Here is a 21,568-nt window from a genome sequence, read left to right as displayed (position 1 = left end):
TTACTTTTTATTTTAAGTGTGTATAATTTACATGGTTCCAACGAAACTATTTCAGTCTATACAATTTTGTATACAAAATCAAATACTAATTTTATTTATTTTGAAACTAGTATAATTTAGGTGGTGAAAATATGGAGGAAAAAGAATTTACATTAGTGGAGCATTTAGAAGAATTGCGTAAACGACTTATTATTATTTGTACAGTATTTGTGATTACACTACTAATAGGTTTTGTGTTTGCACCAGATATTTTACAGTTTTTAAAATCCCAGGATGTCGCTCAGCACGTTGATTGGAACGTATTTGGTTATACAGATGGCATATCGATCTATGTAAAGTGTGCCCTATTAGTTGCAATATGTTTCACATTGCCAATCGGGATGCATCAACTTTGGCAATTCACAAAACCCGGGCTGACTAATAAAGAAGCTACAAGCGCAGGAACATTTATCCCGGTTGCTTTCATTCTATTTCTGGCGGGAGTATCTTTCAGCTATTTTATAATGTTTCCACTGATGCTCAACTTTATGTCTAATATTAATGAATCTATCGGTGCAACGGAAACTTATGGAATGAAACAATATTTTACTTTAATGTTTAACTTGTTGATTCCTATAGGACTTGTTTTTGAACTTCCGGTTGTTATCTTGTTTCTAACAAAATTAGGAATAGTAACTCCTGGCCGTTTACGAAAAATGCGAAAAGTTTCGTATTTTATCCTCATAGTCATTGGTGTCATGATTTCACCACCTGATTTTGTGTCAGATTTCTTAATTATTATTCCACTATTGCTTTTATTCGAAATCAGTATTATAGTTTCGGAGAAAACTTACAAGAAGCAATTAAAAAACGCTTAGAAAAGTTATTCAATAATTTTAAGGAGGTTTACCAATGTTAAACTCAATCGGGGTACCAGGATTAATCATCATCCTAGTCATTGCATTAATATTATTCGGACCATCTAAATTGCCGCAATTAGGTAAAGCGGTTGGTCAAACTTTAAAGGAATTTAAAAACTCAACTAAAGATGTAGTGGATGATGTGACTGGTGAATTCAAGGAAGTTAAAGAAGAATTTACATTAGTTGATAACAAAAAAGAGGACACTGTTAAAAAGTAATTCTATCAAACATGAAAATTGTTTGTCCCCTCTAGATGCAAGTGGATGACATACCCCATTATTATCTAAAGGGGATGAATAGAATTAACTCCTGCAGATGTTCAAATTGGAGGGAATAGCTATGCTAAACTCAATCGGAATTCCAGGTTTAATTATTATATTGGTCATTATCTTAATCATGTTCGGACCATCCAAACTACCTAAACTAGGCCGCTCAATCGGTGAATCAATGAAAAACTTCAAAGATTCTACTAAAGGTGTTTTAGACGAAGAAGAAGATAGTAAAAAAGCAGAAAAAATGTAATAAAACAGAGTTGTCCCAAATTACTTGGAACAACTCTTTTATTTTTCACAATGGGATGTTGCCGTGTTTCTTCGCAGGTCTAGTTTCTTCTTTATTAGAAAGCATATCCAAAGCTTGAATTAATTTAATGCGTGTTTCACGGGGATCAATCACATCATCCACCATGCCACGGGAAGCAGCTACATATGGGTTGGCAAATTTTTCTTTATATTCTTCAATTTTTGCTGCACGTGTTGCATCCGGATCGGCTGATTTGGCAATTTCATTTGCAAAGATGATATTTGCTGCGCCCGCAGCACCCATTACAGCAATTTCGGCGTTCGGCCATGCAAATACCAAGTCTGCTCCAATTGCTTTCGAGTTTAATGCGACATATGCACCACCATAAGCTTTACGTAGAATCACCGTGATTTTTGGAACTGTTGCTTCTGAATAAGCATATAAAATTTTGGCACCGTGCCGGATGATTCCGCCATGCTCCTGTTTTACTCCCGGGAAGAAACCGGATACATCCTCAAATGTAATAATAGGTATATTGAAAGAATCACATGTCCGAATAAAACGAGATGCCTTATCCGATGAATCGATATCTAGACCACCCGCAAGTGCTTTAGGCTGGTTGCAGACTAAGCCCACTGATTCACCGGCAATCCGCGCAAAACCGACTACTATATTTTTCGCAAATTCCGAGTGCACTTCCATGAATGACCCCTCATCCACCACTTGTTCTATTACTCTACGAACATCGTAAGGTTTTGTTGGCTCAACCGGAACAAAGTCGATGATGTCGGCGCGATAGTCATCGGTTTGAGGTCTTTGTTGCTTTGGAGCTTTTTCTTTATAATTTTGCGGCAAATAACTTAGCAATCTTCGGATTTGTTCGATAGATTCCTCTTCTGAAGCTGCACGGAAATGGGCATTTCCACTAATTGCGTTATGCACCTTTGAACCTCCAAGATCCTCGGAGGAAATCTTCTCTCCCGTTACAGTTTCGATAACCTTTGGTCCAGTAATGAACATTTGGGAAGTTTTATCGACCATTAGGATAAAATCCGTAATCGCTGGGGAATAAACGGCCCCTCCAGCACATGGTCCCATAATAACTGAAATCTGTGGAATGACGCCAGAATAAATCGAATTGCGATAGAAAATATGACCATATCCATCCAATGAGAGTACGCCTTCTTGAATACGTGCTCCACCTGAATCGTTTATGCCGATAAAAGGCGTTCCATTTTTTGCGGCTAAATCCATCACAGCTGCAATTTTCATGGCATGCATTTCCCCAAGTGCACCGCCAAATACAGTAAAGTCTTGCGCAAATAGATAGACATTTCGACCATTTATTTTCCCGAACCCCGTCACTACCCCATCTCCAGGACCTACTTGCTTGTCCATACCAAAGTCGGTTGTTCGATGGGTGATAAATGGATTGATTTCAAAGAAGGTTCCTTCATCAAGCAGCAAATCAATGCGTTCACGAGCAGTCAATTTTCCTTTTTCATGTTGCTTTTCAATTCGCTTGTCTCCCCCGCCAAGCTCGATTTCACGTTTACGGTCATACATCTCATTAATTTTTTCAAACATATCCATCGGTCATTCATCCCCTTTTCCGCTTTTATCACAAAGCTCATATAAAACACCAAAAGAATCTTTTGGATGTAAAAAGGCTACTTCCGCGCCACCTGCACCCGGCTGTGGTTCATCCGAGAGAATCCTTACCCCTTTTTCCCGTAATTCTTGCATTCTTTCACGTATGCCGGTAACCCCGAAAGCCACATGTTGGATCCCTTCGCCGCGTTTTTCTATATGTTTGAAAATCGCACTTTCTTCACTCGTTGGCTCAAGCAATTCAAGCTTCACATTACCCGCATCGATAAAAGCAACCCGAACCTGTTGAGATGGAACTTCCTCAATTTTCAGTAATTTCAGCCCGATTGTTTCCGTATAATATGTAACTTGCTTATCCAAGTCTTTCACAGCGATCCCTATATGATCCACTTTCTCCATCATAACACCCCTTCTGTTATAGTACATATCTATTCTAACTAATTTGAAAACAATTCGCTACGTACTTGTGTTATTTTGCAAATTTGATAAACTTAAAAATAAGAAACAAAGGAGAGAAAAGCATATGAGTAATAAAAAATTTCAAAAAATTGTTGTCTATAGCATGATAGCTATAATGGTAATCTCTACTTTAGCATTTGGACTATCATTCTTCTAGGACAAGAACACACCAGCGATTACGTTCACTCTGTAATCGCCATCTTTTTACCCTTTTGCTTTATTCATTCCCTTAAAAGTTTGTTTAATCATCAAATACTCATCCATTTGCTCTATAAATTGGTAGAGGGATGCCATCGCAAGGAATTTTTCATGTGTTTCTGGAAGAGGCATATTGGCAAATTCCTTTTTAACGATTTCTAATTTCTCTCTAAATGTCTTTGCCGTATTCCCCGAATGGACATTTTCCGCCAAATCCTCCATAAAATCTCCAACCAACTCCGCTTGTTGTACCATAACAGGCAATGTCGTAATTTTTGGTAGTACGCGTTCAATGATTTCGAACTGTTTTTCTCGCATATCAAAATAAAGATAAAATTCATTTTGTTTTCGTGTCAGATGATTCTCTACATCTTTGAAGGCCAAAGATTTTGCCCGGTTCAAAAGTTCTTCGGCTTCTATCAATTCTCTCCCGTCCCATGAGGTATCGCCATTCCGTAGATATTTCGCAATTTCCCGAAATATCGAACGGTAGATTGCTTCGAGCTCATCAATATAACGTTCCAACTCTTTTTGATAATCCCCCATATACATGTTCACGGCCAGCGCCGTTCCAAAACCGATTGCCATTAAAGATATCTCATTCAGAAGCAATTCAATTGTGAAATTTGCTTCGGAATATAGATGCATGATGATAACAACACTCGAAATAAAACCTGCTGATACATTAATGGAGACAATTGTCGGAATAAATATTAGAATCATGATTCCGAGCACAAAGGGGTTGTAACCAAATGTTTCAAATAGAATATAGGCGAATGCCATGCCTGTCAAACTCGCGATCAATCTAGTATATACAGCATGGACAGACTTCTTTTTCGTAGTTTGAATACAAAGTATTGTTAAGATGGCTGCGGATGATGCAAATTCTAAATTGAAATAACTCGCAATCGCTATGGCAATTGTTGCACCTACAGCAGTTTTTATCGTTCGATAGCCGATTTTATATCGTTTTATACCGACTTCCTCCTTCAAACCTCGCGACTGAAAATTCCGATAAAATAAAAAATTAGAAAACTAGGCTGATCGCCTCGAATTAAAGCAATCAGCCATAGTATTTCATTTACAAGCAGCAATCTTTCTATATGCCCGCCTTCAAGCCTTTCCTTAAAGTAATTGTACTTAGGAATAGATGATGGCTTTGGCATCTTCCAAATTACTTTTCGAAAATATTGCGAACAACAATATCATTTAGATTTCTTCACAATATTCTTCAAAGTTTCCTTGAAGATTTGCAACAACCGACATTGGATCATGTCCTTCAATTTCATGTCGTCCTATATCAGCAACTACTTTGCCGTCTTTTAGCAACACGAATGCCGGTGATGAGGGAATGTGATTATCCCCAAATAAATGACGTGCAGCTGCAGTTGCTTCTTTATCTTGTCCAGCAAAAACCGTAACTAGATGGTCCGGACGTTTATCGAAATGAATCGCATTTGCAGCAGCCGGACGTGCAATTCCTCCCGCACAGCCACAAACGGAGTTCACCATCACCAATGTAGTTCCCGGACGCGCAAATGCTTCCTCAACTTCCTCCGGCGTTTTTAATTGTTCGTAACCAGCACCTTCAATTTCAGCACGTGCTGTTCTTTTTATTTCTTCCATAAATAAATCGTAATCCATATTCATGATTTATCGCTCCTCTCAACTATTCATTTTAACATAAAGATGGTTATTTGCAGATTATCTTGCTCCTTCGGAAAACAACTTCGATACTCCCTGAGCAACAGTCATCTCTCCCTGTAGTATGGCCTCTTCAAGTGACTTCACTTGAATTTTCCGGTCTGTATTTTGGAAAAATGAATCGATTAATGAATCGCGTATCATCGTATGAAACCATTCTTTTGTTTGTTCGAGCCGCCTTGTTTTCCAAAAGGAGGTATCTTTCATGGTTTGTTCGAATTGGCAGATCATTTCCCAAACATCGGAAAGACCTGTTTTTTCGAGTGATGAAACCGGCAATGCCTTGCCCATCCACCCTGGTGTTGCAGGTTGTAAAAAATGGAGAATTTGCCTATATTCACGAACCGTCTTTCTGGCCTTTTGAATATTATCACCATCACTTTTATGGACTACAATACCATCAGCCAATTCCATGATGCCTTTTTTCATACCTTGCAATTCGTCACCTGCACCAGTTAATACTAGCAAAAGGAAGAAATCCACCATCCCTCGAACGTAAGTTTCACTCTGTCCTACTCCAACTGTCTCGATCAGGATAACATCATAACCTGCCGCTTCGCAAAGGAGCATCGTTTCTCTTGATTTCTTGTGGACTCCACCCAACGTACCCGCATTGGGGGAAGGTCGTACAAATGCCATTTTGTTCCGGCTCAATTCTTCCATTCGAGTTTTATCTCCCAAAATACTTCCCCCAGATAAGGTAGAGCTCGGATCGATTGCCAAAACGGCAACTTTTTTCCCGAGATTGCAAAGCATCATTCCCAAGGCTTCAATAAAAGTGCTTTTTCCTGCGCCCGGTACTCCCGTTATTCCGATCCGTATACTTTCACCCGTATATGGAAGTAGCTCTTGAAGCAACTTTTGCGCTTGTTCTTTATGTTCGGCATTCGAGCTTTCGATAAGTGTGATGGCCTTCGAAAGCGATGTTCGTTGCCCATTGAGCACTTCAGAAGCTAATTTTGCGATGTCGATGGTGTCCTGCTTTGTTTTCTTGAATTTTTTCGGTTGAATGGTCATGCCATCATGACCACCTTTTACTCCGTCCCTGACATATAAGGCGCCCTGAATTTCCTGCAAATTTTTTTTGCTTTCCATTAATCTTGCACTTCCTCGTAGCCTAAACGACGATAGATTTCTTCGATGATTTTTATGGCAGATACTGGGATTACAGTACCTGGACCAAAAATGGCTACGGCCCCTGCATCATAAATGAATTGATAATCCTGGGCCGGAATAACGCCCCCTACAATGACAATAATATCTTCCCGGCCAAGCTTTCTGAGCTCCTCAATCAATTCGGGAACCAATGTTTTGTGACCTGCAGCAAGCGAAGATACTCCCACACAGTGGACATCATTTTCAACGGCCATTTGTGCGGCTTCTTCCGGTGTCATAAATAATGGCGAAATGTCGACATCGAATCCTAAATCTGCATATCCTGTCGCCACTACTTTTGCTCCCCGATCATGACCGTCCTGCCCCATTTTTGCTACGAGGATACGTGGGCGGCGTCCTTCGTTTTCAAGGAATTCTTCCGTCATCTGTTTTACTTCCCGTATTAATTCATCATCCGAAAAATTGGAAGAATAAACACCGGAAATCGAACGAATCACGGCTTTATGGCGGCCCGATTCTTTTTCGATAGCATCGGAAATCTCTCCGAGGGAAGCGCGAGCACGAGCCGCATCTACCGCAATCGCCAATAAATTTTCCCCACCCGCTTTTGCAGCATTCGTTAAGCGGTCTAAATGTCTTTGGACCTCTTCATTATTCCGGTTTGCTTTTAGTATTTCCAAACGTTCAATTTGTTTCTGACGGACTATTGAGTTGTCAATATCTAAAATATCAATCGGTTCTTCTACGTCTAACAGATATTTATTGACACCCACGATTGTTTCTGTTTTTGAGTCAATTTTTGCTTGTCTCTTTGCCGCCGATTCTTCGACTTTCATCTTTGGCAAGCCCGTTTCAATCGCTTTGGCCATTCCACCCAGCTCTTCGATTTCATCTATTAATATCCAGGCCTTTTCGATAAGCTCTTCAGTTAATTTCTCAATATAATAAGAGCCTCCCCACGGATCAATCACTTTTGTCATGCCTGTCTCTTCTTGTAGGAAGAGTTGTGTGTTCCGCGCAATACGGGCCGAGAAATCTGTAGGTAATGCAATTGCTTCATCCAATGCATTCGTATGGAGGGATTGAGTATGTCCCATGGCAGCTGCATTGGCTTCAATCAATGTCCTTGTCACATTGTTGAATGGATCTTGCTCAGTTAGAGACCAGCCTGAAGTTTGCGAGTGTGTCCGTAAAGCTAAGGACTTCGGATTTTTCGGATTGAACGTGCTCATCATCTGTGCCCAAATCCGTCGGGCAGCCCTCATTTTCGCAACTTCCATATAATAATTCATCCCAATGGCCCAGAAGAATGAAAGCCTTGGCGCAAATGAATCAATATCAATGCCTGCTTTTAGGCCGGTACGTACGTATTCCAGCCCATCAGCCAGCGTGTATGCCAATTCGATGTCGTTGGTAGCCCCTGCTTCTTGAATATGGTAACCAGAAATTGAAATGGAATTAAATTTGGGCATAAATTTACTTGTGTACTCAAAAATATCAGCAATAATTTTCATCGACATTTCCGGCGGATATATATACGTATTACGAACCATATATTCCTTTAAAATATCGTTTTGAATAGTGCCTGCAAGCTGCTCTGGGGCAACACCTTGTTCTTCGGCAGCTACAATATAGAAGGCCATGATAGGTAATACTGCGCCATTCATTGTCATCGAAACGGACATTTGATCTAAAGGAATGCCATCAAATAATATTTTCATGTCTTCGATCGAATCAATGGCAACACCCGCTTTACCTACATCCCCCTTTACACGTGGATGTGTCGAGTCATACCCTCTGTGTGTGGCTAAATCAAACGCAACCGACAAACCTTTTTGGCCCATCGCCAAATTCCTGCGGTAAAATGCATTTGATTCTTCTGCGGTTGAGAACCCCGCGTATTGACGGACAGTCCATGGCCGTGCAACATACATTGTCGGATATGGGCCTCGTGTATTCGGTGCAATGCCTGCAACATCCTTTAAATGCTCTAAGTGCTGAATATCCTCCTTGTTGTAAAATTCATTAGCTCTAATTCCTTCGTTCGTCATAAAACTCTGTTTGGGTTTGTGATTTTCATTTGCTAAAATGTTTTTTATCTCGATGGATTCGAAATTTGGCTTGTTCATTGCTGTACCCCCTTCAAGCTTTCATGGACCTCTGTCAGCTTTTCAACAATATTTTGACCAGCAAATATAAAGCCATTTAGACCGTTGCTTAGCCATATCTCTCGTTCGTCTTTAAATTTGCCTGCAACATCCACCAATAAATTTTCAGGCTTATGTTCTAAGAGCGAGGGCACAAGTAATTTTGCATCCTCATCTTTTGCTGCAATGATTACATAGCCATAATCAGCCCTTTCTAACCATTCCTTGGCAGCATCAAGACTAGTAATTTCGCCTGATTTTTCCGGAACCACCCCGACAGTAGCAAGAAATCCTTCTACAAAATCAGCGCGTGGTTTGAAGTCTTTTAACTTTCCATAAGTTAAAATAGCAATTTTCGGCTCGGTTTTTTTATAGTTCACTCGCAATTGTTCAAAAGTGATAGCCAATCGCTTGATTTGGGCAAATTGAGGATTCGTTTCAGCTAGTACATCATCTGCAGGATTAGCATAAATATTTGTTCCAATCAACGAGTGTTTCCTCGTCTCTACAGCCTTTAGTCTGCTTTGGAATAAATTGTCCAATTTAGTTTGCAGCTTACCTGATTGGCTATATGCATCAATACCCCCAGCCTTCTCGATATCTAAAAAAAGCTCCCATGCTTTTTCTACATATTCAGCGGTTAAAGTTTCTATAAAGTATGAACCGCCCGATGCATCTAAAACATTTTCAACATATGACTCTTCTTTCAAAACCAACGAAACATTGCGTGCGATACGAATCGACTTCCCTGTTGGTTTCGTCAAACAATCATGGGGATGCACAGTGAAGTAATCCGCACCACCAATCAAACCGGCAAATGCTTCGTTTCCTGCACGTAAAAGATTTACATAAGGATCTGCTTTTGTATAGCTTCTCAAAGACGTTTCTGCCAGTATAGGAACAGCAGCAAGCCGATCTACATTGAAAGCTTTTGAAAACGCTTTCCACAAAACTTTGAAAGCACGTAATTTTGCAATCTCCGAGAAGAACTGTGTATCTATTGCAAAGTTGACAAAAGCCTTGGAGATGACGTGTTCAAACCCACCCGCTTGCTCAGCATATTTGGACGCCAAGGCAAGGGATATCGCCAACTCTTCTATTGCAGTTGCCCCTTCATGATGATATGGAACCGTATTGATTGCAATGGTCCTTACATTGTTGAACGTATCCAAATCAGTAGGTTCACTCGAAACAATAAACCCCTTGACGGATGGTTCGTTTATTTTATCGAAGACACCTAAAATAGGATCATTTTCATTTTCTATATATATTTTGAAGCTATTTTCTTTTAAGCAGTTTGCTAATCGCGATAAGTTGTCCTCATCCCAATGAAACGGAACACGGCTATCGATTGTTATGCAATCATTCCCTCTTTCAATACTCTCTTGCAATAGAGTGAAGAATTGTGATGCATTCTCGCCATAAACCTGTTGCGCAACTTTAAAGCCATCTGAATCTTTTAATGACCTGATAGTTGAGATTTGCTTTTCTAAATAATCTCCTAGTTTATCAGCTAACATTTCTTCCGTATATAGCGGTTCCAGTGTTACTCCTTCAATTGTTTTAGTGAATAGAGACTCAAACGGTTTCCCCTTTAATGCTTTTACTGCCTGTTCTTTCCATTCATCGTAACTAGCTGATGGAAATTGAATATTTTTCATTTGAATTGACATATTCTCGCTAAAAAGCTTCCCCCTTTAACTATGGTCCCGTTTTAATGAGCTGCAGGCCTCTCCCATTAATGCCCGCAACTTGACTAATAATTAGCAGAGCATAAGGAATCTCTACCAAATTATTATTATTTTATAATTTAATTCTACATTAGAAAAGCACTCCATAAAAGTAAAAAAGTAAAAAGAAGCCTTAATTGACAAGGCTTCTTTTGGTTTTAATACACAGACATCGTGTCTTTATTAACATTTTCGAGAATATCTTTCACTCTATTCAGAAATTTCCCGCAAATGAGTCCATCTAAAATTCTATGGTCGAGAGATAAACATAAATTTACCATATCTCTTGCAGCAAACATACCGCCTTCCATAATAACTGGTCTTTTTACAATAGACTCCACTTGTATAATTGCTGCTTGTGGATAATTGATGATTCCCATTGACTGGACAGATCCAAATGAACCTGTATTATTTACAGTAAAAGTACCACCCTGGATATGCTCTTGACGAAGTTTGCCATTTCGGACAAGGATTGAAAGTTCATGGATTTCTTTTGCAATGCCCTTGATGGATTTCTCATCTGCATGTTTAATGACAGGTACGAATAATGCATCTTCCGTCGCTACTGCGATTGAAATATGAATATCCTTTTTTTGAATAATTTTATCATCAGCCCAGACTGAATTCATCATCGGGAACTCTTTTAACGCTCTTGCAATCGCTTTGATGAAGAATGCGAAATACGTTAAGTTGAATCCCTCTTTTGATTTGAATTCATTTTTAATTGCATCCCTGTAGGATACAAGATTCGTTACATCCACTTCCATCATCATCCAGGCATGCGGCACCTCTTGTGCAGTCCGAACCATATTTTTGGCAATGGCTCTGCGTACTGATGAGACAGGAATTTCAATATCATTGGCAGCACTTTCAAATACGGGCACGTTTTTGCTTCCAACTGCTGTTTGTTGTACTTCAACTTGCTGAATAGGAGCTTCATTTGTCAAGGGCTCAGGTTTCGGTATTTGGCCATTATCTATCAGCTTTTGGAGGTCTTTTCTAGTGATTCGCCCTTCCAATCCAGTACCCTCCACTAGTTGCAAGTCGATATTATACTCCTCGGCCAATCGTAATACAGCTGGTGAATATCGCTTTTTGGAAGCCGAATTCGGCACTTTCTTATCCGGTTGGGCCACTTCTTTTTTCTCCTGCTTGCTGACGGATGAATCCGTCTGTACGGCATTTGAATTTTGTAGCTGGACAGTTGGTGAATCCCCAGTCCCTTCATTTGCTGTTTCGATGGAACAAATAATTGTACCGACCTGTAACGCTTCACCCTCGGTTGCTATGAGTTCTTTTATCGTCCCTGTAAAGGAAGAAGGAATTTCTGCATTGACTTTATCTGTCACTACTTCTGCAATCGGATCGTATTTATTGACCTTGTCACCGGGCTTGACTAACCATTTTTCAATTGTCCCCTCGGTTACACTTTCTCCAAGCTGCGGCATTAAAATATTCTCAATAGACATCTAGTATCCCCCTTTTAGAACGCAGCCAAGCTTCGCATTGCTTGTTCTATTTTTTCAGGATTAATCATGAAATATTTTTCCATTGTTGGTGCATATGGCATAGCTGGAACATCTGGCCCAGCCAGGCGCTGAATAGGTGCATCTAGATCAAATAAGCAGTGTTCTGCTATGATGGCTGCTACTTCACTCATAATGCTGCCTTCTTTATTATCTTCCGTAACTAATAGTACTTTCCCGGTCTTGCTAGCGGCTTCAATAATTGCCTCTTTGTCCAGTGGATAAACCGTCCGTAAATCCAGAATATGCGCTTCGATACCATCATCCGCAAGTCGCTCTGCTGCTTGGATGGCAAAGTTCACGGCAAGTCCATAAGTGATGACTGTAATATCATCGCCCTCGCGTTTCACTTCGGCTTTACCTATAGGCATCACATAGTCATCTGCAGGTACTTCCCCTTTTAATAAACGATAAGCACGTTTATGCTCAAAAAATAAAACCGGATCTTCATCCCGAATAGCAGCCTTTAACAAGCCTTTTGCATCATAAGGAGATGAAGGGATAACAATTTTCAAGCCTGGTGTTCCGGCAAATAATGCTTCCACCGATTGGGAATGATAAAGCGCCCCGTGTATTCCTCCACCAAAAGGTGCGCGGATAACAATCGGACAGTTCCAATCATTGTTTGTACGATAGCGTATTTTTGCTGCTTCCGAGACAATTTGATTCACTGCAGGCATGATGAAGTCCGCAAATTGCATTTCAGCAATAGGGCGCATACCTACCATCGCTGCACCAATTGCAACCCCGGCAATTGCACTCTCGGCTAGAGGTGTATCAAGTACCCGGTATTCTCCGAATTGATCATATAAACCGTTAGTTGCTTTAAATACGCCGCCTTTAAGGCCAACATCTTCCCCCAAAATAAAGACATTTTCGTCTCTTTCCATTTCTTCCTTCATTGCTTGTTGAATCGCTTCAATATATGAAATCACTGCCATTAGCTCTCTTCTCCTTCCTCGTACACATATTTCAGTGCATGCTCTGGAGATGCATACGGAGCATTCTCCGCATAGTTGGTAGCTTCATTGACGATGGCCATCACTTTCTCATTGAGTTGTGCAAGATCGTTTTCTGTTGCCACCTTCGACTCGATTAGATAGTTTTCGAATAGTTTAATTGGATCATTGGCACGACCTTCTGCAATATCCTCTGCCGTACGATATTGGCGATCATCGTCGTCTGATGAATGCGCCGTCAAACGATAAGTGACCGTTTCGATCAAACTTGGACCCTCCCCGCGTCTTGCACGGTCGGCAGCCTCTTTCACTACTCTGTAGACTTCCAACGGGTTCTTTCCATCCACCGTAACACCCGGCATCCCGTAACCGATTGCTCGATCAGAAACTTTTGCACAGCCCAATTGCTTTTCGATTGGAACCGAAATTGCGTATTGATTGTTTTCAACCATGATGATGACTGGCAATTTATGGACACCTGCAAAGTTTGCGCCTTCATGAAAATCCCCTTGGTTTGTAGAGCCTTCCCCAAGCGTAACAAAAGCCAAGTAGTCCTGTTTTCTCATCTTACCTGCGAGCGCCACTCCGACCGCATGCGGTATTTGTGTTGCTACAGGCGATGAGCCTGTTATAATACGATTTACTTTCTGCCCAAAGTGACCTGGCATCTGACGACCACCTGAATTGGGATCCTCAGCCTTTGCAAACGCAGAAAGCATCAAATCCTTGGCAGTCATTCCAAAATGCAGCACCACTCCCATATCACGGTAATAAGGAGCAATATAATCTTTTGTGTGATCTAGTGCAAAGGCTGCTCCCACTTGTGCAGCTTCTTGACCTTGACATGAGATAACAAATGGAATTTTACCTGCACGGTTCAGCAACCACATTCTCTCATCAAGTCTTCTAGCCATTAGCATCGTTTCATACATTTGAAGAACAACTTCATCCGACAGTCCTAATTGCTGATGCTGGATTTTTGCTTCTACCATATAAAACATCCCCTTTCGTTAAAATGGAGGGCTTCTTAAATACCATAAAACCTCATATAGTTGGCATCAATGACCTTCCATGCTCAAACATCTATTAATCTATCTCTAAAAGTGTATCGCTTTTCCTTCGACAGCTAGAGCTGCTTCCCCCATTACCTCACTCAGCGATGGATGAGGGTGGATGGTTTGACCAATTTCCCAAGCTGTTGCATCCAATAGCTTTCCTAATGCGGCTTCCGAAATTAGATCTGTTACGTGCGGACCTATCATATGAACCCCTAATAGATCATTCGTCTCTTTATCTGCGATGATTTTCACAAAACCTTCTGCATCCCCATAAACTAAAGCCTTGCCTATACCTTTGAATGGGAACTTCCCTACCTTGATGTCGAACCCATTATCTTTGGCTTGCTGTTCAGTCAGCCCAATACTTGCTGCTTCCGGGTAGCTGTAAATACAGCGCGCTACATTTGTATAATCAATCGGTTTCTTTTCGCCGCCAGCTATATGTTCGACAGCTGCTATTCCTTCGTGAGAAGCGATATGAGCTAACTGCATTCCGCCAATGACATCGCCAATTGCGTAGATATGCTTTTCTTTCGTTTGGTAAGCATCATTTACTTTAATGAAATGTGAATCATATTCAATATCTGTATTTTCCAAACCAATTCCATCGATATTACCAACTCGCCCAACTGCCAATAGAAGCTTCTCTGCGGAATAGGAATGTTGCTGCCCATTTATTTTAGCAGAAATTTCGATTCCATCTTGCAATTCGACAGATTCAGGCATTAATTCAGCATTTTTTATGATTTCCACACCTCTTTTTACAAGGTGTTTCTCCATTTCAATTGATACTTCTGTATCTTCGGTAGGTAATATTCGATCACCATACTCCAGTACCGTAACTTTCACCCCAAAGTCTGCCAGCATTGAAGCCCATTCAATGCCAATAACCCCTCCGCCAACAATTATGATGGAACCAGGCAGTGTTTCAAGCTCTAATGCATGATCCGATGATAATATTGTTTGTCCGTCAACATTTATCCCAATTAAATTTCTAGGTTTCGAGCCTGTTGCGATAAGTACGTTTTTCGGAAGCAGCATCTCGTTTTCCTGCCCTTCCATTTCCACTGAAATTGTTCCAGGCATCGGAGAAAAGATCGACGGTCCCAAAATTCTGCCAGTGCCATGATAAACATCGATTTTCCCCTTTTTAACCAATGCTTTCACACCATTATGAAGCTGCTCAACGATGGCAGTCTTTCTATTTTGAACAGCCGTGAAATTAAGCCCTACTTCCGGAGCTTCCACACCATAGACTTGAGCATTAGCTGTTTGACGATAGACCTCTGCACTGCGCAGCAAGGCTTTGCTTGGGATACACCCCTTGTGAAGGCAAGTACCACCCAACTTCTCCTTTTCTACAATTGCTGTTTTCAGCCCTAGCTGTGATGCTCTGATTGCAGCTACATAGCCTCCTGTTCCACCACCAAGAATGACTAAATCATATTCCTGAGCCAAATAATTCCCTCCTACCCAAATTGGGAAGCAAAGAAAATCTTCACTTCCCTAAGATGACTTTCCTATCAATTAAAATTATCTTCCGTTTAATATATTCTTTTCATTTTTCAAAAATTGTGAACGAGATTTAGCCATACGCTCAATTCGTTCTTCTGCAAGGCGATTTGCCGCCAGATATGTCGGGATATTGTCGCGTTTTGAAATTTCGAATATTTTCGCAATGCTATCGTAAATTGTTTCTACACGTTTCATTGCACGTTCTCTATTATAACCATATAATTCATCGGCAACATTGATAACACCACCTGCATTAATGACATAATCAGGTGCATAAACGATGCCCATTTCATGTATGATGTCGCCGTGTCTCGAATCTTTAAGTTGGTTATTTGCAGATCCTGCAATAACTTTTGCTTTTAACTGGGGAATTGTCTCGTCATTAATGATTGCCCCTAAAGCACATGGAGAGAAAATATCAACTTCTTGTTTATAGATTTCATTCGGTTCGACAGCAACGGCATTAAAGTCATTGACAACTCTATCAATTGCTTTCTGATTGATGTCGGTAACTACTAATTTAGCACCCTCATTATATAAATATTCACAAAGTGTATAGGCCACATTTCCAAGACCTTGGACAGCCACTGTTCGACCTTGCAAGCTATCACTGCCAAATGCTTCTTTAGCGGCAGCTTTCATGCCAAGGTACACACCATAAGCAGTTATTGGGGATGGATTACCGGATGAACCGAATGTCGGCGAGATTCCAGTCACATAATCCGTTTCCTCATGGATTAAATCCATGTCAGATACAGTTGTCCCAACGTCCTCAGCTGTAATATACCGTCCATTTAGTCCCTGAATGAAACGACCTAATGCACGAAACATTTCTTCATTTTTGTCTTGGAAAGGATCCCCGATGATAACAGTTTTGCCGCCTCCAAGGTTCAAACCAGCCGCAGCATTTTTATATGTCATTCCTCGAGCGAGACGAAGTGCATCTTCAATTGCTTGCTCCTCTGACGCATACGTCCACATTCTACATCCACCTAATGCAGGGCCAAGTGTTGTATCATGAATAGCAATTATGGCTTTCAAACCAGAAGCTTTATCTTGGCAAAAAACAACTTGCTCATAATCGTATTTTTCTAAATATTTAAAGATTTCCATAACATTCCCTCCAATAAGTAAGCGTTTTCTTTCTCGAATAATACATTTTTTGCTTAATTCGTTCAAAAACTTCTAAGATTACAATAATGCTTCAGAAAAAAATTTTTTCCTAATCTAAACATACTTTTTATTCTGGAAATAGGCAACAATAAATGGCAAAATTGTTATATTGAGAATTTTTTGAACTATCAGAAATGTATCCATCCTATGTAAAAAACTAGTGTTCCTTGACTTTCAGTTTGTCCATTGTAAAATAAAAGTTATAGAGAGGTGTAAGGACAAATGGCAAGAATGTTAGCGTTTATCATTATGTTAATTCCTGCGTTGATGGCAGGTGCGGGAATTAAATTTATGAGAGATACATTATTCGGCAAACTAGTGGCACCAATTCCTTGGTTATGGCTGCAATTTATATTGGGCATCATTTTTTTAGTCGTTGGGCTTGGATTTTTCGCGGGATTTTTACTCCATAGAGATCGAAAAAATGGAAAAATCCCTCCCAAAGTTAAAGGTTAACTTTTTCACAACCTGCTAAATTTTGACAAAATAAACAGACGTTCAACACTAGGATAACCAGTTTCCTTATAATTGAACGTCTGTTTTTATATTTTTTTCTTTTTAGCCGCTTTTGCGACACTATCCGGGAAATCCGTGATCCAGCCAATTACAGAAGGATCTGGGTTAGCCAAATATGGTTCCTTTCCCGTTATGGCATAATAACGCAATCCCTTGCCTGCATCGATGCTTGCCTTAAAATACTCTGGTTGATAATATCTTTTATGGGCATGAAGTGCATCAATATGCGTTTGTTTCGATAATTCCTGCCAATTAAATTTTTTCGTTACAATCAATGCTGTTTGAAAATCTACCCGCTGCATTTTCACCAACCTCATTAACTCGTCATGAAAAGAAGAAAAATGGCTGCCCATAGGTAATTCCAATTTCTGAAGACAACTGATGATGGCTTTATGATTATGAAGCAAGGATTCTTTCAGTTCGATATTTAACGGCATATTATAGTGATTGGACCACTCCACCACTTCCTGCAATGCAGGGATTCGCTCTTTTGAGAATCTTCTTAAAAAGTGCTTCCCTAATGGGTATTTCTTCACCTCATCCAAAGTGCAATCGTTAATCTTCTTCCTAACGCCTGTCAATCGAAACAAATCCAAGTCATGGAATACGACTAACTGGTTATCCTTCGTACATTGAACATCCAATTCAATCCCGTCGGCACCTAGAATCCTCGCTTTTTTAAATGCTCTAAATGTATTTTCCAATGCATGGCCTGAAGCTCCGCGGTGTGCAAAAATAGGAATCCTGTTCGACATTTATACATTCAACTCTCCAAATTCTATTTTGAACCTACCCTGTGTACTTTTATTTAGTATTGATGATTTCTTGCCGATTTGAATATAGGTACCTGGATGTGCCTCTTTTACAACAAAGATTTCCTCTTTGCCAATATTTTTCACATCGAGCATAAGCTGCTGGACCTCTTGATCCATCTGTTCACAGAGTAACTTCTTTTTTTCCAGCTCTTGTTGAAGCATCTTCAGATTATTAAGTTGTTGTCTGTTCAGATTGCTTTTATGTTTATTTACTTCATTTACTTTGATTGTTAATTGCAAGGTATCTTCCCGTGTTGCTTTGAGCTGAGCTGCTTTTTCTTGAATTTTGTCATAGGCTTCTTGTTTGCTCAGACTTTCAATTATCAATTCTGTTCTTCTTTCTAAACGGTTCCCTGAAACCGCTGTAATAATGGTATTTTTGGCAACAGCCTTTCCGCCGATTAGCTTGCCATTTCTTTCATCCAACAAAATTGTATTTGCCACTAAATACGAACCTAAAGCATATGATCCGATGACGATTTCATTGCGTGCAAACAGGTTTGCATCGTTGACATGTTTAACAAAAATGCTGCCGCCTGCCTCAACTTCTGTCTCGCCCAGCCCAAAGACCCCATTTTTTATATAGATATCCCCGCTTTCTGATTTCAGAAGCTTTGCACCTGTAATTCCTTCAGGACTTTCTACCGAAATATCCCCGGTTGCTCTTACCGAAAAACCGCTATTGACTGTGCCTTTGATTGAGACGGAACCATCGAATTGTATGTCCCCTGTTCCAATACCTACATCTCCATCGATGACTAAATGGTTTTTTACCGTGAGCAATCCGTTTTGATTTTCAACAGCCCCAGTTTTAGATGCATATAACACGATTTTGCCATTTTCGACTACTTCCCTGGCAGCTTCGGAATCATATTGAAGGGGGACATCATCACCAAATGGTGCAGGAACACTCTCTCCAAAGATATTTATCCCATCAATACCGGGTTGGGGAGGAATTTTTTCGCCTAACCAGTCCCCTTCTTTTATTTCAAAAATAAAATTCATTTCAAAATAATCGGCTTTCCCATCTTCATGGATGATCGGTTTTCTTTCCGGAATCTCTAAATAAGTTACTTTGGCATCCGCACCTTTCTCTGGATAGGTACCTTCTGCAATACTGTATGATTTTCCGGTGATGAGCTTGTTGATATCAATCTCTTGAATGCCATGATTGATATTATTTTTTAATAGTAAATCATCCAAGCTTTGAAGAATGTCTTGTTGATGATCCTGTACTTTTTCAGCCGATTCATTAATCGAGATAGAAGCAGACATTTGATCTTTTGATATTTCTAATTCGATGACCGGAAGCCACTGACCTATCTCTGCCGGTTGAACAGTTTCTTTTTCTAGTGTTCTTTTTAATAAGGCAAAATTGGTTAATCGAATTCTTGGATACTTTCGTAATACTTGATCAAAATCTTTCAATTGATAATTAGGTTGCATTGTTTTTAGAAACACTTTATTGTTCTCTTCTGTAACTTCTACGAAATTATTGGAAAAAATAATCATAGTAAGACCCCCACCCCTATGTCCTAGTATAAATAAAATTTCCCATTTTGTTTAGAGCAATATTCTAAAACAGTAAAATTATTACTTTGGATATACCTTATTTATAGGATATTTCTATTTCTTCGAATTTTCCTCGACTTTATCCTTAGCAGATTCTTGTTGCTGTACAACCTCGATTTTCGTTTCATGATGGACCTCTATTTTTGTTTCTTGATGCGTTTCATCTACCCTTCCAACAGATCTTTGTATATGTTCTGTTTCCTTTCTTGGCTTCGAATAGACCATCACTTGGGAACTATCGTGAACACCTGCTGTAGTCGGATCAATAATAATTCCAAATAGCGCCAGAATGAGTAAGATGGATTCCAATAATTGCTGTACCTTTGCACTAATCAAAGTGATATCAACACCGAACAACGATGCGGTATGATTGATTAATAAAACAAATGCGGAAATGATGGCAACCCAAAATTGTCTATGTCTGATACGTACTTTCCAATTTATTTTCATCATTTATTCTCCTTCCCTAGTGTATGAGTTTCTATCTCTATACTATTTTCTAGTTCAAGGAAGAATAGAATGAATTGCCCATTCTAAATCAAAAAACACATCTATTCATAGACTTCGGTTGTGGTGCGGGTTTGAAAATTAAAAAGCACCTCCACCTATTGAGTTTTTAGCTCAATAAATAAATGTGCTTGGTAATTTCTTGGTTTTTAGAGAGTTTACATTTCCATGAATGAATTAGGCGCTTTTACGCTGTTCACTACTGTATTTATAGGAATGGCATACCCAATACCAAGATTTAGATTTCTTTGCATTTGTTTCATCAAGACTTGAATAAATTTCACAAGATTCGTCCCTCCAATTACTTCCATTTCTTTAGGCTTTGCTTGTTGGACTTCTGTCAAAATATAAGACAATCCACCATGTTTCGCATTTACTATTCCGACCAATTCACCCTCTTCATTAAATAACGGCCCACCCGAATTGCCATGGTTGATGGATGAATCAATCCTGATTAACTCAAATCCATCCAACGGTTCAAAACCGGCTATATTGGCCGATAAGGCTGTAATCTTTTTAATATTTAATGGAAATCCGACCACAAACGCCTCCTGCCCAATTTTTACCGTCTTGGAATCCCCTATTCTCACCCCTTTACCGAGAGGTTTGTCAACTTTCAAAATCGCTATATCTTTATGCGGGTCATTGAAAATAATTTTACATCTTTGAGCTGTATCTTCTCCTGAAAATCTAGCAATATTTACTAGATTCGGTTTAATACAGTGTGAACAAGTGATAATCTTGGTCCCATCCCCGATAATAACACCTGATCCGGATGAAATTATCTTCTTATCTAGCGTACTATTGAGCACACAGATATTTACCACAGACCCTTTTATTTCATCGAATTGACTTGAAAAATCCATTTTCACTCCTCCTATAATCGACTCCTTTGTCTAAATATTATATGAAATAATGCCATTACTGTTTTTCCTTGTAAAAAATCTCTTGCCAGTACATGCAAAAGATAAATTGGTGCAGTCAAATTTATATGTGCTGACGTGTTTTGGCTATTTAATTGAATGACTGGTTGGAAAATTTCTTTTTGATCCGCAAAACAACTACGTCTTAAATTGAACAACGAAAAACACCTTGAATCAGTATTCAAGGTGTCACATTGTCGACAAAAGGCCTTCAGAATGGTCTCATTCTGAAGGCCTCTTTTATTTTTAGAGGACTTTTGGGTATTTTACAATCTTATCTTAAGGAAAAGTACTCTACGAGTATTCTTATTTAGACCATTTCTGGAGCTTGCCATGTCCAACTGGCAAGCTTCTTTAAATTCATGCAGCAAAAGTAAGCATCGCCTGCATGGACAATTTTTTTATCCTACGTAGGGTTGTCCGCATATCAAATTTATCAGGGTGGAAATGGCTTCTTCCCGTGATCGATACGATCTTGATTCAATTCTTCTTGACGTTTGGCTTCATATGCACGAGTCTCTTTACGGACAATCTTCTTTTCGAATTTACGTTTATTCGCACTCGCTTTTACATGAGTTGAATCGATGAAGACATGGTCAGCACTTAGTACAAGTTG

Annotated in this window: 21 protein-coding genes and 1 pseudogene; 5 read left to right on the top strand and 17 right to left on the bottom strand. The window is 39.7% G+C overall.

All coding sequences use genetic code 11. The features are described from left to right. Positions 1-131 precede the first annotated feature (131 nt). From tatC to tatA (CD33_RS15670), 3 genes are all read left to right on the top strand, one after another. The gene (gene tatC / locus CD33_RS15680) at positions 132-857 is read left to right on the top strand and encodes a twin-arginine translocase subunit TatC (RefSeq protein WP_036202123.1); all 726 of its coding nucleotides are present in this window, start codon (positions 132-134) and stop codon (positions 855-857) included. Between the two features lie 34 nt (positions 858-891). Next, entirely contained in the window at positions 892-1,119 is a 228-nt protein-coding gene (gene tatA / locus CD33_RS15675; RefSeq protein WP_036202120.1) for a twin-arginine translocase TatA/TatE family subunit, read from the top strand. 121 nt (positions 1,120-1,240) lie between these two features. Then, positions 1,241-1,423, top strand: coding sequence for a twin-arginine translocase TatA/TatE family subunit (gene tatA, locus CD33_RS15670; protein ID WP_036202117.1), 183 nt, complete (start codon positions 1,241-1,243; stop codon positions 1,421-1,423). A gap of 45 nt (positions 1,424-1,468) precedes the next feature. Here the strand turns inward: tatA (CD33_RS15670) and CD33_RS15665 are convergent, their stop codons facing one another. Both CD33_RS15665 and mce read right to left on the bottom strand, forming a co-directional pair. Next, a complete protein-coding gene (locus CD33_RS15665) occupies positions 1,469-3,016 on the bottom strand; it encodes an acyl-CoA carboxylase subunit beta (RefSeq protein WP_036202114.1) in 1,548 nt (515 codons plus the stop codon). A 3-nt stretch (positions 3,017-3,019) separates the two neighbouring features. Next, entirely contained in the window at positions 3,020-3,433 is a 414-nt protein-coding gene (gene mce, locus CD33_RS15660) for a methylmalonyl-CoA epimerase (protein ID WP_036202110.1), read from the bottom strand. Between the two features lie 124 nt (positions 3,434-3,557). On the opposite strand from mce, the gene prli42 reads away from it, so the two are divergent. Next, a complete protein-coding gene (gene prli42 / locus CD33_RS20280) occupies positions 3,558-3,650 on the top strand; it encodes a stressosome-associated protein Prli42 (protein WP_156967325.1) in 93 nt (30 codons plus the stop codon). A gap of 47 nt (positions 3,651-3,697) precedes the next feature. Here prli42 and CD33_RS15655 read toward each other — a convergent pair whose 3' ends face one another. From CD33_RS15655 to CD33_RS15610, 10 genes are all read right to left on the bottom strand, one after another. Continuing rightward, the gene (locus CD33_RS15655) at positions 3,698-4,684 is read right to left on the bottom strand and encodes an aromatic acid exporter family protein (RefSeq protein WP_235863180.1); all 987 of its coding nucleotides are present in this window, start codon (positions 4,682-4,684) and stop codon (positions 3,698-3,700) included. Between the two features lie 216 nt (positions 4,685-4,900). Next, positions 4,901-5,341: a BrxA/BrxB family bacilliredoxin gene (locus CD33_RS15650; RefSeq protein ID WP_036202108.1), complete on the bottom strand. Its 441-nt coding sequence runs from the start codon at positions 5,339-5,341 to the stop codon at positions 4,901-4,903. Positions 5,342-5,395: 54 nt separating this feature from the next. After that, positions 5,396-6,490, bottom strand: coding sequence for a methylmalonyl Co-A mutase-associated GTPase MeaB (gene meaB / locus CD33_RS15645; protein WP_036202106.1), 1,095 nt, complete (start codon positions 6,488-6,490; stop codon positions 5,396-5,398). Further along, a complete protein-coding gene (gene scpA, locus CD33_RS15640; protein WP_036202103.1) occupies positions 6,490-8,640 on the bottom strand; it encodes a methylmalonyl-CoA mutase in 2,151 nt (716 codons plus the stop codon). The genes meaB and scpA overlap by 1 nt, the downstream gene beginning before the upstream one ends. Further along, positions 8,637-10,319: a methylmalonyl-CoA mutase family protein gene (locus CD33_RS15635; RefSeq protein ID WP_235863178.1), complete on the bottom strand. Its 1,683-nt coding sequence runs from the start codon at positions 10,317-10,319 to the stop codon at positions 8,637-8,639. The genes scpA and CD33_RS15635 overlap by 4 nt, the downstream gene beginning before the upstream one ends. 227 nt (positions 10,320-10,546) lie before the next feature. Further along, a complete protein-coding gene (locus CD33_RS15630) occupies positions 10,547-11,857 on the bottom strand; it encodes a dihydrolipoamide acetyltransferase family protein (RefSeq protein ID WP_036202099.1) in 1,311 nt (436 codons plus the stop codon). 14 nt (positions 11,858-11,871) lie between these two features. Continuing rightward, positions 11,872-12,855, bottom strand: coding sequence for an alpha-ketoacid dehydrogenase subunit beta (locus CD33_RS15625; RefSeq protein ID WP_036202096.1), 984 nt, complete (start codon positions 12,853-12,855; stop codon positions 11,872-11,874). Then, positions 12,855-13,865 carry a thiamine pyrophosphate-dependent dehydrogenase E1 component subunit alpha gene (locus CD33_RS15620; protein ID WP_036202094.1) on the bottom strand — a complete coding sequence of 337 codons (1,011 nt, stop codon included), beginning with the start codon at positions 13,863-13,865 and terminating at the stop codon, positions 12,855-12,857. The genes CD33_RS15625 and CD33_RS15620 overlap by 1 nt, the downstream gene beginning before the upstream one ends. Positions 13,866-13,970: 105 nt before the next feature. After that, positions 13,971-15,389, bottom strand: a complete 1,419-nt coding sequence (lpdA, locus tag CD33_RS15615) for a dihydrolipoyl dehydrogenase (protein WP_036202089.1) — start codon at positions 15,387-15,389, stop codon at positions 13,971-13,973. Positions 15,390-15,464: 75 nt separating this feature from the next. Next, positions 15,465-16,559 carry a Leu/Phe/Val dehydrogenase gene (locus CD33_RS15610; protein WP_036202086.1) on the bottom strand — a complete coding sequence of 365 codons (1,095 nt, stop codon included), beginning with the start codon at positions 16,557-16,559 and terminating at the stop codon, positions 15,465-15,467. 282 nt (positions 16,560-16,841) lie between these two features. Here CD33_RS15610 and CD33_RS15605 point away from each other — a divergent pair, with 282 nt between their 5' ends. Continuing rightward, the gene (locus CD33_RS15605; RefSeq protein ID WP_036202084.1) at positions 16,842-17,075 is read left to right on the top strand and encodes a DUF2627 domain-containing protein; all 234 of its coding nucleotides are present in this window, start codon (positions 16,842-16,844) and stop codon (positions 17,073-17,075) included. Positions 17,076-17,161: 86 nt separating this feature from the next. Here the strand turns inward: CD33_RS15605 and CD33_RS15600 are convergent, their stop codons facing one another. The 5 genes and pseudogenes from CD33_RS15600 to CD33_RS15580 form a co-directional block, all read right to left on the bottom strand. Continuing rightward, positions 17,162-17,890, bottom strand: a complete 729-nt coding sequence (locus tag CD33_RS15600; protein WP_036202082.1) for a glycerophosphodiester phosphodiesterase — start codon at positions 17,888-17,890, stop codon at positions 17,162-17,164. Beyond that, positions 17,891-19,462 carry a flagellar assembly protein A gene (locus CD33_RS15595; protein ID WP_036202079.1) on the bottom strand — a complete coding sequence of 524 codons (1,572 nt, stop codon included), beginning with the start codon at positions 19,460-19,462 and terminating at the stop codon, positions 17,891-17,893. It lies immediately after the preceding gene. A gap of 114 nt (positions 19,463-19,576) precedes the next feature. Continuing rightward, positions 19,577-19,972, bottom strand: coding sequence for a phage holin (locus CD33_RS15590; RefSeq protein WP_084591388.1), 396 nt, complete (start codon positions 19,970-19,972; stop codon positions 19,577-19,579). Positions 19,973-20,187: 215 nt separating this feature from the next. Then, positions 20,188-20,895, bottom strand: a complete 708-nt coding sequence (locus tag CD33_RS15585; RefSeq protein ID WP_036202077.1) for a S1 family peptidase — start codon at positions 20,893-20,895, stop codon at positions 20,188-20,190. A gap of 499 nt (positions 20,896-21,394) precedes the next feature. Further along, a pseudogene (locus CD33_RS15580) lies at positions 21,395-21,553 on the bottom strand (IS5/IS1182 family transposase); the annotation flags it as partial. Positions 21,554-21,568: the final 15 nt, after the last annotated feature.

The sequence above is a fragment of the Ureibacillus sinduriensis BLB-1 = JCM 15800 genome (genome assembly GCF_000772955.1).
Taxonomy (GTDB): Bacteria; Bacillota; Bacilli; order Bacillales_A; family Planococcaceae; genus Ureibacillus; species Ureibacillus sinduriensis.
Note: the sequence above shows the minus strand (reverse complement) of the source record. Positions and strands in the feature narration are given on the sequence as shown.